At 55.7% G+C, this 14,921-nt stretch carries 13 protein-coding genes; 11 read left to right on the forward strand and 2 right to left on the reverse strand.

What is annotated here, in order from left to right:
• Nucleotides 1–2: 2 nt before the first annotated feature.
• The 5 genes from AX755_RS07970 (at nucleotide 3) to lpxO (ending at nucleotide 4,643) form a co-directional block, all read left to right on the forward strand.
• Entirely contained in the window at nucleotides 3–944 is a 942-nt protein-coding gene (locus AX755_RS07970) for an ABC transporter substrate-binding protein (RefSeq protein ID WP_013095094.1), read from the forward strand.
• Nucleotides 945–1,027: 83 nt separating this feature from the next.
• Entirely contained in the window at nucleotides 1,028–1,714 is a 687-nt protein-coding gene (locus AX755_RS07975; protein WP_013095092.1) for a D-lyxose/D-mannose isomerase, read from the forward strand.
• A gap of 10 nt (nucleotides 1,715–1,724) precedes the next feature.
• Entirely contained in the window at nucleotides 1,725–2,585 is an 861-nt protein-coding gene (locus AX755_RS07980) for a ketose 1,6-bisphosphate aldolase (RefSeq protein ID WP_029883705.1), read from the forward strand.
• A complete protein-coding gene (locus AX755_RS07985) occupies nucleotides 2,582–3,592 on the forward strand; it encodes a carbohydrate kinase family protein (protein WP_104668935.1) in 1,011 nt (336 codons plus the stop codon). The genes AX755_RS07980 and AX755_RS07985 overlap by 4 nt, the downstream gene beginning before the upstream one ends.
• 142 nt (nucleotides 3,593–3,734) lie before the next feature.
• Nucleotides 3,735–4,643, forward strand: a complete 909-nt coding sequence (gene lpxO, locus AX755_RS07990) for a lipid A hydroxylase LpxO (RefSeq protein WP_029883706.1) — start codon at nucleotides 3,735–3,737, stop codon at nucleotides 4,641–4,643.
• A gap of 4 nt (nucleotides 4,644–4,647) precedes the next feature.
• On the opposite strand, the gene AX755_RS07995 is transcribed toward lpxO, so the two are convergent.
• On the reverse strand, nucleotides 4,648–5,379 hold the full coding sequence (locus AX755_RS07995; RefSeq protein WP_013095088.1) for a response regulator: 732 nt from the start codon (nucleotides 5,377–5,379) through the stop codon (nucleotides 4,648–4,650).
• A gap of 252 nt (nucleotides 5,380–5,631) precedes the next feature.
• Here AX755_RS07995 and fdhF point away from each other — a divergent pair, with 252 nt between their 5' ends.
• The 3 genes from fdhF to AX755_RS08015 all read left to right on the forward strand — a co-directional run bounded on the left by fdhF (nucleotide 5,632) and on the right by AX755_RS08015 (nucleotide 9,048).
• The gene (gene fdhF, locus AX755_RS08005; protein ID WP_077681898.1) at nucleotides 5,632–7,779 is read left to right on the forward strand and encodes a formate dehydrogenase subunit alpha; all 2,148 of its coding nucleotides are present in this window, start codon (nucleotides 5,632–5,634) and stop codon (nucleotides 7,777–7,779) included.
• Between the two features lie 320 nt (nucleotides 7,780–8,099).
• Nucleotides 8,100–8,252, forward strand: coding sequence for a Hok/Gef family protein (locus AX755_RS08010; protein ID WP_013095084.1), 153 nt, complete (start codon nucleotides 8,100–8,102; stop codon nucleotides 8,250–8,252).
• 121 nt (nucleotides 8,253–8,373) lie between these two features.
• Nucleotides 8,374–9,048, forward strand: coding sequence for a tetratricopeptide repeat protein (locus tag AX755_RS08015; RefSeq protein ID WP_062856573.1), 675 nt, complete (start codon nucleotides 8,374–8,376; stop codon nucleotides 9,046–9,048).
• Nucleotides 9,049–9,128: 80 nt separating this feature from the next.
• Here AX755_RS08015 and gltP read toward each other — a convergent pair whose 3' ends face one another.
• On the reverse strand, nucleotides 9,129–10,442 hold the full coding sequence (gene gltP / locus AX755_RS08020; RefSeq protein WP_062856574.1) for a glutamate/aspartate:proton symporter GltP: 1,314 nt from the start codon (nucleotides 10,440–10,442) through the stop codon (nucleotides 9,129–9,131).
• A gap of 423 nt (nucleotides 10,443–10,865) precedes the next feature.
• Here gltP and acs point away from each other — a divergent pair, with 423 nt between their 5' ends.
• The 3 genes from acs (at nucleotide 10,866) to actP (ending at nucleotide 14,919) form a co-directional block, all read left to right on the forward strand.
• Nucleotides 10,866–12,824: an acetate--CoA ligase gene (gene acs / locus AX755_RS08025; protein ID WP_013095081.1), complete on the forward strand. Its 1,959-nt coding sequence runs from the start codon at nucleotides 10,866–10,868 to the stop codon at nucleotides 12,822–12,824.
• A gap of 134 nt (nucleotides 12,825–12,958) precedes the next feature.
• A complete protein-coding gene (locus tag AX755_RS08030) occupies nucleotides 12,959–13,273 on the forward strand; it encodes a DUF485 domain-containing protein (RefSeq protein WP_013095080.1) in 315 nt (104 codons plus the stop codon).
• Nucleotides 13,270–14,919: a cation/acetate symporter ActP gene (gene actP, locus AX755_RS08035; RefSeq protein WP_062856575.1), complete on the forward strand. Its 1,650-nt coding sequence runs from the start codon at nucleotides 13,270–13,272 to the stop codon at nucleotides 14,917–14,919. The genes AX755_RS08030 and actP overlap by 4 nt, the downstream gene beginning before the upstream one ends.
• Nucleotides 14,920–14,921: the final 2 nt, after the last annotated feature.

A 14,921-nucleotide genomic window follows, 5' to 3' on the forward strand; every position in this document is an offset into this window, starting at 1 on the left:
GCATGAGATTGAAGCCCTTAGTGACCGCGCTCTGTGCTGGCGCGCTGCTTGCCGCAACGCCGTTTGCGCAGGCGAAAGATCTGAAGTCCATCGGCGTAACGGTGGGTGACCTGGCCAACCCGTTCTTCGTGCAGATCACCAAAGGTGCCGAGCTGGAGGCGCGCAAGCTGGCGGGGGATAACGTCAAAGTGACGCTGGTCTCCAGCGGGTACGATCTGGGCCAGCAGGTGGCGCAGATCGACAACTTTATTGCCGCCAAAGTGGACATGATCATCCTCAACGCCGCAGATTCCAAAGGGATCGGCCCGGCGGTGAAACGCGCGAAAGAGGCCGGGATCGTGGTGGTCGCGGTTGACGTGGCGGCAGAAGGTGCAGACGCGACGATCACCTCCGATAACACCCAGGCGGGCGAAATGGCCTGTAAGTACATCACCGACCGCCTGAACGGCAAAGGCAATGTGGTGATCATCAACGGACCACCGGTCTCTGCCGTCCAGAACCGTGTGGAAGGTTGCCAGACAGAGTTCAAAAAACACCCGGATATCAAAGTGCTCTCCGATAACCAGAACGCCAAGGGCAGCCGTGAAGGGGGTCTGGAAGTCATGACCTCGCTGCTGGCGGCCAATCCGAAGATCGATGGCGTCTTCGCGATTAACGATCCGACCGCGATCGGTGCCGATCTGGCGGCGAAACAAGCACAACGCAACGAGTTCTTTATCGTTGGTGTGGACGGTAGCCCGGACGGCGAAGAAGCCCTGAAGCGGGAAAACTCCCTGTTTGTGGCGACGCCGGCACAAGATCCGCAGGTCATGGCGGCAAAAGCGGTTGAGATCGGCTATGACATTCTACAGGGCAAACCGGCACCGAAAGAGCCTGTGCTGATCCCGGTGACGATGATCGATAAAAAGAACGTCGGCACGTATAAGGGGTGGACGGTTAAGTAACAATTGCGCGGCCCGATGCCCTCACCCTAACCCTCTCCCACAGGGAGAGGGGCTTGGGCCGACAAAAAACACAAGGAGTCCCCATGAAACGCTCCGAAATCAACGAAATCCTCGGCCACACGCGGCAGTTTTTCTCCATGCACGACGTGCATCTCCCCCCTTTTGCCAGCTTCCCACCCACAAAATGGCAACAGCTCGATCAGGCCGCCTGGCAAGAAGTGTTTGACCTTAAGCTCGGTTGGGACGTAACGGCCTTTGGCGGCAGCAGCTTTGCCGCGCAGGGGCTCACGCTGTTTACCCTGCGCAACGGCTCACCAAACGGCACGCCGTATGAAAAATGCTACGCCGAAAAAATCATGCACGTACGCGACGGTCAGCTCACGCCCATGCATTTTCACTGGCGCAAACGGGAGGACATCATCAACCGCGGCGGTGGAAATCTCATTATTGAGTTATGGAATGCCGGTGCACATGCAGAGACCGAAAACACGGACGTCACCGTCACGATAGACGGTTGCCAGCAGACCCACGCCCCCGGCAGCCAGCTGCGCCTTACACCAGGGGAGAGCATCTGCCTGACGCCCGGCCTGTACCACAGTTTCTGGGGTGAACGCGGTTTTGGCGACGTGCTGGTGGGCGAAGTGTCATCGGTCAATGACGATGAACACGACAACCACTTTTTGCAGCCCGTTGCCCGCTATAACAACATCGAAGAAGACGAACCGGCGGTGCTGGTACTGTGCAACGAGTACAACCTGTTTCGGATATAAGGGGTAAATGATGCCATTGATTTCTCTTGCCGACGGTCTTGCGCACGCCAGGCAACATCGCTACGCGCTGGGCGCGTTCAACGTTCTCGACACCCACTTCCTGCGCGCCCTGTTTGCCGCGGCGAAGCTGGAGCGCTCGCCTTTTATCATCAACATCGCCGAAGTGCATTTTAAATATGTGTCGCTGGAGTCGCTTGTCGAAGCGGTTAAGTACGAAGCCGCCCGCCACGCGATCCCCGTGGTACTCAACCTTGACCACGGCCTGCACTTTGACGCCGTGGTGCGCGCCCTGCGCTTAGGGTTCAGCTCCGTGATGTTCGATGGCTCGACACTGAGCTACGAGGAGAATATTCGTCAGACGCGTGAAGTGGTGAAGATGTGTCACGCGGTGGGCGTGTCGGTGGAGGCAGAGTTAGGTGCCGTCGGTGGCGATGAAGGCGGGGCGCTCTACGGCCATGCGGATGAAGCGTACTTTACCGACCCGCAACTGGCACGGGAATTTGTCGATTCAACCGGCATTGACGCGCTGGCCGTCGCCATTGGCAACGCACACGGCAAATATAAGGGCGAGCCAAAGCTCGATTTCCCCCGTCTGGACGCCATTCGCCAGCAAACCGGGCTGCCACTGGTGCTGCACGGCGGCTCCGGGATCAGCGATGCTGATTTTCGTCGCGCCATTGAACTTGGTATTCATAAAATCAATTTCTATACCGGCATGTCCCAGGCCGCCCTTTCCGCAGTTGAGCAGCGTATGGCCAACCGCCAGCCGCTGTACGATGAGTTTGCCGAGCTGCTGCTGGGCATAGAAGAGGCGATTACCGATACGGTTGCCGAACAGATGCGCATCTTTGGCAGCGCGGGGCAGGCATAATGGAACGCAAAGGGATCATCGCCGCGGGCAATATGCTGGTGGATCACGTTCACCAGATCGTGCAATGGCCGGAACGCGGCTGGCTGGCAGAAATTACCCACAGCGAGCGTTCCACCGGCGGCGCGCCGCTTAACGTCCTGCTGACGCTGGCGAAAATGCACGTCGGCCTGCCGCTGCAGGCGGTGGGGCTGATTGGCGAAGACAGCGACGGGGACTACATTCTGGCGATGCTCGACCAGTATCACGTCAATCGGCAGCGCGTACAGCGCACCACCTTTGCGCCAACCTCCATGTCGCAGGTGATGACCGACCCCAGCGGACAGCGCACCTTTTTCCACTCTCCCGGGGCCAACCGCCTGCTGGATCTCCCCGCGTTTGACCGTCTCGACGGCACAATGAAAATCTTCCACCTCGGCTACCTGCTGCTGCTCGACAGTCTGGATATGCCAGATGACGAATACGGCACCCGCAGCGCACGGCTGCTGGCGCAGATGCGCGAGCAGGGGTATGAAACCTCGCTTGATCTGGTCTCCCGCAAGGGCGATCCGCGCTATCAGCCGCTGGTCCTCCCTGCCCTGCGTCATCTCGATTATCTGGTCATTAACGAACTGGAAGCCGGAGAATTTAGCGGCCTTGAGATGCGCGACGGCAACGACGCACCACACGTTGCCCACATCGCTGAAGCCGCCGCGCAGCTGCTGGCGGCAGGCGTCCGGCAGCGGGTGGTGATCCACTGCCCGGAAGGTGCCTGGGGAGAAGCCGCAAACGAAGAAGGACGCTGGATCCCCTCATGGAGGCTGACTCAGGAGGAGATTATTGGCAGCGTCGGCGCGGGCGACGCCTTTTGTGCCGGTTTCTTATATGGCTGTCATGAATCGCTGTCGCTGGCAGAGAGTATTTACCTGGCGCATGCCTGCGCCCGGGCAAGCCTGCTGGCCGCGAATGCCATTGATGGAGCAAAAACGCTGGAGGAATTGACGCGCTTTATTCAGGAGAGCAACGCCTAAATTAACAAAAATTGCGATTTTTGATTACAGTTCTATGAATTTTGCATAGCCGAACTACACTCTCTGCGTCTGGCACATTCGGCGTGGGCAACATATTGCCCACACGCTTTTCCGAAATGAGAGATACAGAGGACAAGGAAAAATGTTCGCAGCAATTATCATCGCTATATTTATTATCAGTGTTATTTATGCGCATTCGCGCGGCAAAGAAAAACAGACGCTTTCCCGTCAACTTTTCGACCACTCCACCTTTATGGCGCCTATCAATATGTTTATGACGGCGTTCTCTTCGCTGCCCGCCAGACAGCCCTTTTTTGAAACCGAGCGCTTTCCGGAATTAAATAAACTGACGGAAAACTGGGAGGTCATTCGCGAAGAGGCGCTGCGTTTGCAGGATCATATTAAGGCGGCACAAAATCATAACGATGCCGGTTTTAACACCTTCTTTAAACGCGGCTGGAAACGGTTTTACCTCAAATGGTATGCCGATGCGCATCCCTCGGCTCAGATCCTGTGCCCCGTTACAACACAACTGGTGAGTGAGATCCCGTCCGTGAAAGCGGCAATGTTTGCCGAACTCCCGGCGGGCGCGAAGCTCGGCAAGCATCGCGATCCCTACGCTGGCTCGGTTCGTTACCATTTAGGCCTGGTCACGCCAAATGACGATCGCTGCTTTATAGAGGTTGACCAGCAGCGCCACAGCTGGCGTGACGGTGAGGCTGTCATCTTTGATGAAACTTACGTGCACTGGGCGGAGAATAAATCGGATCACACGCGGATTATTCTCTTCTGCGATATCGAACGTCCGATGAAATGGCGCTGGGCGCAGGCGGTTAACCACTGGGTCGGGACAACGCTGATGTCAGCGGTCAGCTCCCCCAATGACGATAACGACCGCACCGGGGGAATCAACCGTATCTTCAAATATGTGCACGCCGGGCGAGAACGCGGTCAGCGTCTGAAAAAGCGCAATCGGAAGCTCTATTACGCACTGAAGTACCTGGTCATCACGGCGATTTTCGCCGCGCTTATTGTCGCTGCCATAACGTAAGCACTTACGCCGCCCGATCGGGATGACAGACATCGGCGGCAAAGACGTAGCCCAGCCCGCGGATCGTTTTGATTAATGCGGGCTGGTGCGGATTGGCTTCGATTTTCCGGCGCAGGCGCATGATCAACACGTCGATGGTACGGTCAAACACATCGGCACTTTCGCTGTGGGTCAGCTCAAGCAACTGCTCGCGGCTCAGTACCCGGCGGGCATTCTGGGTAAGCGCCAGCAGCAGGCCGTATTCACCCTGGGTCAACGGTACGGGGTTACGCTGCGGATCGATCAGTTCGCAGCGGGTGGTATCCAGCGTCCAGCCATTAAAAGCAATGCCCGCCACTCGTGGCGCGGGCGTGTCGGCCGCCAGCGCTCCGGTACGCCTGAGCACGGCTTTAACCCGGGCGACCACCACACGCGGATTAAACGGTTTGCCAATGTAGTCGTCGGCCCCCATCTCCAGCCCTACCACCACGTCAGACTCACTCCCCAGCCCGGTAAGCATCACTACCGGCAGATCCGGGCGTTGCTTTTGCAACTGCAGCAGGACCTGCAGGCCGTTGATATCCGGCAGCATCATGTCCAGCAGGACCAGGGCAATTCCCGGTTCCTGATGAACCCGGTTCAGTGCGTCCTGTCCGTTATGGCAGACGAGCACCGTAAAGACGTGCTCGCTGAGCACATCCTGCAGCAGCTCGCACACTGCCGTATCGTCATCAACCACCAGAATCGCCGGTTTCATCGCATGCTTCCGTCAGGGGATTATGTTAAGTCTGAACTATTCTGCCGTCGGCTCCAGCCAAATGGATTTTTACGTGACGGAATTACAACCCATGTCACATCCGCTGCCTTTTCGACACGTCAATTTTGACGATTGCCTGCTTTTCGTCAGGGTTTTGCCAGGAGAACGCCCGTAAAGTCGAGTGATACCCACACGAAAAACATGGCATAAAAGCTGCATTATGGCTGCGAAATGATTAACTGGAGCAGACTGATGAAAAAAGTCGTCACGGTTTGCCCTTATTGTGCCTCAGGTTGCAAGATCCACCTGGTGGTCGATAACGGCAAAATCGTCCGGGCGGAGGCCGCACAGGGGAAAACCAACCAGGGCACGCTGTGCCTGAAAGGGTACTACGGCTGGGATTTTATTAACGATACCCAAATCCTCACCCCGCGCCTGAAAACCCCCATGATCCGCCGTGAACGCGGTGGCAAGCTGGAAGCCGTCTCGTGGAACGAGGCGCTGGACTACGTCGCCACCCGCCTGAGCGCCATTAAGGCAAAATATGGCCCGGATGCGATCCAGACCACCGGGTCATCGCGCGGGACGGGTAACGAAACCAACTATGTAATGCAAAAATTCGCGCGCGCCGTTATTGGAACCAATAACGTCGACTGCTGCGCTCGCGTCTGACACGGCCCATCGGTTGCAGGTCTGCACCAGTCGGTCGGAAACGGCGCAATGAGTAATGCAATTAACGAGATAGACAACACCGATCTCGTCTTTATCTTCGGCTATAACCCGGCGGATTCTCACCCGATTGTCGCGAACCACGTTATTCGCGCCAAACAGAACGGGGCGAAAATCATCGTCTGCGATCCGCGCAAAATCGAAACGGCACGTATTGCAGATATGCACATCGCGTTGAAAAACGGCTCGAACATCGCGCTGTTGAACGCCATGGGGCACGTCATTATTGAGGAGAACCTCTACGACCAGGCGTTTGTCGCCACCCGTACGGAAGGTTTTGAAGAGTATCGGAAAATTGTCGAAGGCTATACGCCAGAATCTGTCGAAGCGATCACCGGCGTCAGCGCGCAGGAGATCCGTCAGGCAGCAAGGATGTACGCCGGAGCGAAAACCGCCGCCATTCTGTGGGGCATGGGCGTGACCCAATTCTATCAGGGCGTGGAAACCGTGCGTTCCCTGACCAGCCTCGCCATGCTGACCGGCAACCTTGGCAAGGCACACGTCGGGGTGAACCCGGTACGCGGTCAGAACAACGTGCAGGGTGCCTGCGATATGGGTGCGCTGCCGGACACCTATCCGGGCTATCAGTACGTGAAGTTCCCGGAAAACCGCGCGAAGTTTGCCAAAGCGTGGGGCGTGGAAAGTTTGCCGGAGCACACCGGGTATCGCATCAGCGAACTGCCGCACCGGGCGGCACATGGTGAAGTGCGGGCGGCTTACATCATGGGCGAAGATCCTCTCCAGACCGACGCCGAGCTCTCTGCAGTGCGTAAAGGGTTTGAGGATCTGGAGCTGGTGATTGTTCAGGACATCTTTATGACCAAAACCGCGGCAGCGGCGGATGTGATTTTACCGTCAACGTCCTGGGGCGAGCATGAAGGGGTTTACACGGCGGCAGACCGTGGCTTCCAGCGCTTCTTTAAAGCGGTGGAGCCGAAGTGGGATCTGAAAACCGACTGGCAAATCATCAGCGAAATTGCCACCCGCATGGGTTATCCGATGCACTACAACAACACTCAGGAGATCTGGGACGAGTTGCGGCATCTGTGTCCGGACTTCTACGGTGCAACCTATGAAAAAATGGGTGAACTGGGGTATATCCAGTGGCCGTGCCGGGATGAGTCTGAGGCCGACCAGGGCACGTCGTATCTCTTTAAAGAGAAATTCGACACCCCAAATGGGCTGGCACAGTTCTTCACCTGCGACTGGGTTGCCCCCATTGATAAACTCACCGATGAGTATCCAATGGTGCTCTCCACCGTGCGTGAAGTGGGCCACTACTCCTGTCGTTCGATGACCGGCAACTGCGCGGCGCTGGCAGCGCTGGCGGATGAGCCAGGTTATGCACAGATCAACACCGCCGACGCTGAACGTCTTGGCATTGAAGACGAAGCGCTGGTATGGGTGAACTCGCGTAAAGGCAGGATCATTACCCGTGCGCAGGTCAGCGATCGTCCCAACAAAGGGGCGGTGTACATGACCTACCAGTGGTGGATTGGCGCCTGTAACGAACTGGTGACGGAGAACTTAAGCCCGATAACCAAAACGCCGGAGTATAAGTACTGCGCCGTACGCGTGGAGCCGATTGCGGATCAGCACGCTGCGGAACAGTATGTGATCGACGAATATAACAAGCTGAAAGCCCGGTTGCGCGAAAGTGCGATGGGATAATGATATTATTTAATTGATGAATAAAGGGAGTGAAACATTCACTCCCTTTTTATTTCCGCTTAACGCATTAAAAATATCAATTATTAATCTTGAAAGCTGCTCGCAGAAATAATGTAAATTGCACGAAAAAGAATTACATCTTTGCATTTTGATTCAGATGGATAAGATGTGCGGCGGGTGCTTAAGACTTTCTGTCTTGAGCATTGTTGAGGGACAGAAAGTGGAAAGCCCCGGGAAATATTCATTTACCCGAGGCTACCCCCAACAACCTACAGGTTGAGAGTAGCCTCTTATTCTTTTTTTGACAAGGAGTAAAAGGCATGACGCCATTAAAAACTGCGTTAGGCATTGTCTTTATTATCTGCCTGACGATAGTGATCTTTACCTTTATTACTCGCGGAAAGTTATGCGAACTGACAATAAAGAGTGAACATCAGGAGGTGGCGGCGAAATTAGCCTGCGTTGCAGGCTAACCTCTGCGGGCGGAATGACAGTTCCGCCCGGCTTGCAGGATGCTGAGGTCTTAACGCACCCGTTTTTTTATTCTATGGCCGCGATTATACTGCGCGGCGTGTACCCAGATGATAAGAATCCATGAAACCATTTTTACTGTTGTTATTAATTTTTACGTCGTTCGTCCATGCCGATGAGATTGGCAGCCAGTACAAAGCACAGGCGGAGGCGGGCGATGCACGCGCTCAGTATTATCTCGCCGACACCTGGTTCAGCTCCGGCGACAGCAAGCAGGCGGCAATGTGGGCAGAGAAAGCGGCAAAAGGGGGCGACATCGATGCCATGGCCCTGTTGTCTCAGATCCACTTTACTCAGGGCGATTACGCTCAGGCTAAAGCGCTGGCACAGCAGGCCGCGATTGCGGGCAGCAAGCGTGGCGCCATTATGCTGGCACGCGTTCTGGTGAATACCCAGGGTGGCAAAACAGACTACCCGCAGGCCATCAAACTGCTGCAGACGGCCACCGAAGATATCGACAACGACTCTGCGGTAGATGCGCAAATGCTGCTGGGTCTGATTTATGCCAACGGTGTAGAAGTGGCCCAGGACGACGCTCTGGCGGCATCATGGTTTAAGCGCAGCTCGTCTTTGTCACGCACTGGCTATGCCGAATACTGGGCAGGGATGCTGTTCCAGCAGGGCGAGAAAGGCTTTATCACGCCCAATAAACAGAAGGCGCTCTACTGGTTGAACCTGAGCTGTACGGAAGGGTTTGATACGGGATGTGAAGAGTTTGATGCGTTGAGCGGAGAATAACGTGCCGGGTGGCGGCTTCGCCTTACCCGGCCTACAAAACCCGTAGGCCCGGTAAGCGCAGCGCCACCGGGCTTAGGATGTTACTGGTCAGCCGTCTTATCAAAACGACCCAGCACCTCGCGTTCATACGCCAGCGCTTTTTTACGGTCGAACTTATGTTCCCACTTGGCGATAACCAGCACCGCCAGCGCGTTTCCAACCACGTTCAGCGCCGTACGCGCCATATCGAGGATACGGTCAACACCGGCGATAAACGCCAGGCCTTCCAGCGGAATACCGACACTGCCAAGCGTCGCCAGCAGCACCACGAAGGAGACACCCGGCACGCCCGCGATCCCTTTTGAGGTCACCATCAGCGTCAGCACCAGCACAATTTCCTGCCACAGCGACAGATCAATGCCGTACAGCTGGGCAATAAAGATGGCCGCGATGCTCTGGTACAGCGTCGAGCCGTCCAGGTTAAAAGAGTAGCCGGTTGGCACCACGAAGCTGGTGATAGAAGCCGGGGCACCATAGGCCTCCATCTTCTCAATAATACGCGGCAGCACGCTTTCAGAGCTGGCCGTGGAGTACGCCAGAATCAGCTCATCTTTCAGAATGCGGATCAGGATCCAGATGCTCAGCCCACACAGGCGCGCCACAATGCCCAGTACCACCAGCGCGAAGAACAGGATGGCGAAATGCACCAGAATTACCAGCTTCGCCAGCGGCCACAGGGAGGCAAAACCGAAGTTCGCCACGGTTACCGCGATAAGCGCAAACACCCCAACCGGCGCGTAACGCATCACCATGTGGGTCACTTTAAACATGGTTTCAGAGATGGAGCGGAACACGGTGACCAGCGGTTCACGGTGCGTGGCAGGCAGAGAGGAAAGACCCAGACCAAAAAGCACCGAGAAGAAGATGATTGGCAGCATCTCGCCCTTCGCCATCGACGCCACAATGTTAGTCGGCACCAGCGACAGGATGGTGCCCATCAGGCCGTGCGCATGGCTCTGCACTTCAGTGGTCGTACTTTGGTATTTCGAAATATCCACCGTCGCAAGTTGCGACATATCGATCCCGGAACCTGGCTGGAAGACATTCGCCAGGGTAATGCCAAGGATGATGGCAATCGTCGTGATCACTTCGAAATAGAGAATGGTTTTTGCACCGATGCGGCCCAGCTGTTTTGCATCACCGACTCCGGCAATACCGACCACCAGCGTCGAGATGACAATCGGCACTACGATCATTTTGATCAAATGAATAAAGATATCGCCCGCCGGGGAGAGCAAGTTCGCAATCAGCCACTCGCGGCTGTCGCTGTGATAATGGAGATAGCTACCCAGCAGGATACCCAGCACAAGGGCCAGCAGGATTTGCCAGGCCAGGCTGACTTTAACGTTTTTCATAGAAACTGACTTCCTCAATGAAGCGCCATATTCATGCAGACTGCATGAATATGGAGACATACTGAAAGGGTATGAATTGTGTTGCGTTGGTTTATGGGATTTTTTAACGCAGCGTATGAGTATCATCTGCGCGGTGTGTTGCGCAAGCCTTAAAGAACAACGCATTTCACTACGAAAAGCCGTTATGACGCGAGTTTACGATAATTCTTATAAATAACCATTTGTTATAAAAACGATTTTTTATGCGCAAATGTGAATAATCCGCCCGGTAAATTATTTTTCTTCAAAGTTTCATTCGCTCATTTTTCATACGCTTCAAACAATGCGTGATCTGCCGCCCAAATAATAAACAAAGCTTGTAAAGCCCCTACTATTAACGTTTTTGCGACATATTATTAACATCTTACAAGGAGAAAAAAAGCCATGAGCCAAATACACAAACACGACATTCCCGCTAACATTGCGGACCGTTGCCTGATCAACCCGGAGCAGTACCACGAGAAGTATCAGCAATCTGTCTCTGATCCTGACGCTTTCTGGGGCGAGCAGGGCCATATTCTTGACTGGATCAAACCTTACCAGAAGGTGAAGAACACCTCCTTTGCACCGGGTAACGTTTCTATTAAATGGTATGAAGACGGCACGCTAAACCTTGCGGCGAACTGCCTCGATCGCCACCTTGCCGAACGCGGTAACGAAACAGCCATTATCTGGGAAGGCGACGACGCCTCTCAGAGCAAACATATCTCTTATAAAGAGCTGCACCGCGACGTGTGCCGCTTCGCTAACGTGCTGCTGGACCAGGGCATTAAAAAAGGCGATGTGGTCGCCATCTATATGCCGATGGTGCCGGAAGCGGCGGTGGCGATGCTGGCCTGCGCGCGCATCGGCGCGATCCATTCCGTTATCTTTGGCGGGTTCTCGCCGGAAGCGGTTGCCGGGCGTATTGTCGACTCGAGTTCGAAACTGGTGATCACCGCCGATGAAGGCGTGCGCGCCGGGCGCGGTATTCCTCTGAAGAAAAATGTCGACGAAGCGCTGAAAAACCCGAACGTCAAAACCGTCAGCAACGTTATCGTCCTTAAGCGTACCGGTGGCAAGATCGACTGGAATGAAGGGCGTGACCTGTGGTGGAGCGACCTGATTGAAAAAGCAAGCGACCAGCATCAACCGCAAGAGATGAACGCGGAAGATCCGCTGTTTATCCTCTATACCTCCGGCTCCACCGGCAAACCGAAAGGCGTATTGCACACCACCGGTGGCTATCTGGTCTATGCGGCCACCACCTTTAAATACGTTTTCGACTACCATCCGGGCGATATCTACTGGTGCACCGCCGACGTGGGCTGGGTCACCGGTCACAGCTATCTGCTGTACGGCCCGCTGGCCTGCGGTGCAACAACGCTGATGTTTGAAGGTGTACCAAACTGGCCAACCCCGGCGCGGATGTGCCAGGTGGTCGATAAGCACCAGGTCAACATTCTGTACACCGCGCCAACGGCGATCCGTGCGCTGATGGCGGAAGGGGATAAAGCGATAGAAGGCACTGACCGCTCTTCCCTGCGCATCCTCGGCTCCGTCGGCGAGCCTATCAACCCGGAAGCCTGGGAGTGGTACTGGAAGAAGATCGGCAACGAAAAATGCCCGGTAATGGACACCTGGTGGCAGACCGAAACCGGTGGGTTCATGATCACCCCAATGCCGGGTGCAACCCGCTTAAAAGCCGGTTCAGCGACCCAACCGTTCTTCGGCGTCCAGCCTGCGCTGGTGGATAACGAAGGCAATCCGCTGGATGGTGCCACCGAAGGCAACCTGGTGATCGTCGATTCCTGGCCGGGCCAGGCACGTACGCTCTTTGGCGACCACGAACGCTTCGAGCAGACCTACTTCTCAACCTTTAAAAACATGTACTTCAGCGGTGACGGCGCGCGTCGCGACGAGGATGGCTATTACTGGATCACCGGGCGTGTGGACGATGTGCTGAACGTCTCCGGCCACCGTCTGGGCACCGCGGAGATTGAATCCGCGCTGGTATCGCATCCGAAGATTGCCGAAGCCGCCGTTGTGGGGATCCCGCACAACATTAAAGGCCAGGCGATTTACGCTTACGTGACGCTGAACCACGGTGAAGAGCCATCGCCAGAACTGTATGCCGACGTGCGCAACTGGGTCCGCAAAGAGATTGGCCCGCTTGCCACGCCGGATGTACTGCACTGGACTGACTCGCTGCCGAAAACTCGTTCCGGCAAAATTATGCGCCGTATCTTGCGCAAAATTGCGGCAGGGGACACCAGCAACCTTGGTGATACCTCAACGCTCGCCGATCCGGGCGTGGTGGAAAAACTGCTCGAAGAGAAGCAGTCCATCGCAATGCCTTCGTAATCTTTTCTCCCTCTCCCTGTGGGAGAGGGCCGGGGTGAGGGCATCAGACCGCACCTTCCTCCACTCACCCTAACCCTCTCCCCATAGGGGAGAGGGGATAAAACAAACCAACCTTACTTCTGGAGATTTCTGTGATGAATAACGATATTTGTCAGCAGATAGAGAATAGTGCGCACTACAGGGAGCTCGTTGATAAACGGCAACGGTTTGCCTTCTTACTTTCCATCATCATGCTGATTATCTACGTCGGCTTTATTCTGCTTATCGCCTTTGCCCCGCACTGGCTGGGCACGCCGCTGCATGAGGGCACCAGCGTCACACGGGGCATCCCGATTGGCATTGGCGTGATTGTGATTTCGTTTGTGCTGACCGGCGTCTACGTCTGGCGCGCGAACGGCGAATTCGATCGTCTTAATAAAGCGGTACTGCGTGAGGTAAAAGCATCATGAAGAGAGTCCTGACGGCGCTTGCCGCCACACTTCCCTTTGCGACACACGCCGCAGATGCCATTACCGGCGAGGTTCAGCGCCAGCCAACCAACTGGCAGGCGATTATCATGTTCCTGATTTTCGTGGTGCTGACGCTGTATATCACCTATTGGGCGTCGAAACGCGTCCGTTCCCGTAATGATTACTACACTGCGGGCGGTAATATTACCGGTTTCCAGAACGGGCTGGCGATTGCGGGCGACTTTATGTCTGCCGCGTCTTTCCTTGGGATCTCCGCGCTGGTTTACACCTCCGGCTACGATGGTCTGATCTACTCTCTCGGCTTCCTGGTGGGCTGGCCGATCATTCTGTTCCTGATCGCCGAACGCTTGCGCAACCTGGGGCGTTTCACCTTTGCTGACGTGGCTTCGTATCGCCTGAAGCAGGGTCCGATTCGTATTCTCTCCGCCTGCGGTTCGCTGGTGGTGGTGGCGCTGTATCTGATCGCCCAGATGGTTGGCGCAGGCAAACTGATCGAACTTCTGTTCGGCCTGAACTACCACGTTGCGGTGGTGCTGGTGGGTGTGCTGATGGTGATGTACGTCCTGTTTGGCGGCATGCTGGCAACCACCTGGGTGCAAATTATCAAAGCGGTTCTGCTGCTGTTCGGTGCGAGCTTCATGGCCTTTATGGTGATGAAACACGTCGGCTTTAGCTTCAACAACCTGTTTACCGAAGCAATGGCTGTCCACCCGAAAGGGGAAGCGATCATGAGCCCGGGCGGGCTGGTGAAAGACCCGATATCCGCGCTTTCACTCGGTCTGGGTCTGATGTTTGGTACCGCAGGCTTGCCACATATCCTGATGCGTTTCTTCACCGTGAGCGATGCCCGCGAAGCGCGCAAGAGCGTCTTCTACGCCACCGGGTTTATGGGTTACTTCTACATACTGACCTTTATCATCGGTTTCGGCGCCATCATGCTGGTGGGAGCGAACCCGGCATTTAAAGACGCGGCGGGCGCGCTGATTGGCGGGAATAACATGGCGGCAGTGCATCTGGCGGATGCGGTAGGCGGCAATCTGTTCCTCGGCTTTATCTCAGCCGTGGCCTTTGCCACCATCCTTGCCGTGGTTGCCGGGCTTACGCTTGCCGGAGCATCTGCGGTGTCGCATGACCTGTATGCGAACGTGTTTCGCAAAGGCGCAACCGAGCGTGAAGAACTCAAAGTCTCCAAAATCACCGTACTGGTTCTGGGTGTGGTGGCGATCCTGCTGGGGATCCTCTTCGAGAAGCAGAACATTGCCTTCATGGTGGGGCTGGCCTTCTCGATTGCGGCGAGCTGTAACTTCCCTATCATCCTGCTCTCCATGTACTGGTCTAAACTGACCACCCGTGGCGCAATGGTAGGCGGCTGGCTGGGGCTGCTGACCGCGGTGATTCTGATGATCCTCGGCCCGACGATTTGGGTGCAGATCCTCGGTCACGAAAAGGCGCTCTTCCCGTATGAGTACCCGGCGCTGTTCTCAATCGCCGTGGCGTTTATCGGTATCTGGATCTTCTCTGCAACCGACAACTCGCCGGAGGGGAACCTGGAGCGTGAGAAATTCCGCGCCCAGTTTATCCGCTCGCAAACCGGCCTGGGCGTGGAACAAGGCCGCGCACACTGAGT

The organism is Enterobacter sp. SENG-6 (assembly GCF_001605945.1).
Lineage (GTDB): Bacteria > Pseudomonadota > Gammaproteobacteria > Enterobacterales > Enterobacteriaceae > Enterobacter > Enterobacter cloacae.

Bases quoted from the DNA above. Each gene is read 5' to 3' on its own strand.
- AX755_RS07970 (WP_013095094.1), top strand. From the start codon at position 3: ATGAGATTGAAGCCCTTAGTGACCGCGCTCTGTGCTGGCGCGCTGCTT.
- AX755_RS07975 (WP_013095092.1), top strand. From the start codon at position 1,028: ATGAAACGCTCCGAAATCAACGAAATCCTCGGCCACACGCGGCAGTTT.
- AX755_RS07980 (WP_029883705.1), top strand. From the start codon at position 1,725: ATGCCATTGATTTCTCTTGCCGACGGTCTTGCGCACGCCAGGCAACAT.
- lpxO (WP_029883706.1), top strand. From the start codon at position 3,735: ATGTTCGCAGCAATTATCATCGCTATATTTATTATCAGTGTTATTTAT.
- AX755_RS07995 (WP_013095088.1), bottom strand. From the start codon at position 5,379: ATGAAACCGGCGATTCTGGTGGTTGATGACGATACGGCAGTGTGCGAG.
- AX755_RS08010 (WP_013095084.1), top strand. From the start codon at position 8,100: ATGACGCCATTAAAAACTGCGTTAGGCATTGTCTTTATTATCTGCCTG.
- AX755_RS08015 (WP_062856573.1), top strand. From the start codon at position 8,374: ATGAAACCATTTTTACTGTTGTTATTAATTTTTACGTCGTTCGTCCAT.
- gltP (WP_062856574.1), bottom strand. From the start codon at position 10,442: ATGAAAAACGTTAAAGTCAGCCTGGCCTGGCAAATCCTGCTGGCCCTT.
- acs (WP_013095081.1), top strand. From the start codon at position 10,866: ATGAGCCAAATACACAAACACGACATTCCCGCTAACATTGCGGACCGT.
- AX755_RS08030 (WP_013095080.1), top strand. From the start codon at position 12,959: ATGAATAACGATATTTGTCAGCAGATAGAGAATAGTGCGCACTACAGG.
- actP (WP_062856575.1), top strand. From the start codon at position 13,270: ATGAAGAGAGTCCTGACGGCGCTTGCCGCCACACTTCCCTTTGCGACA.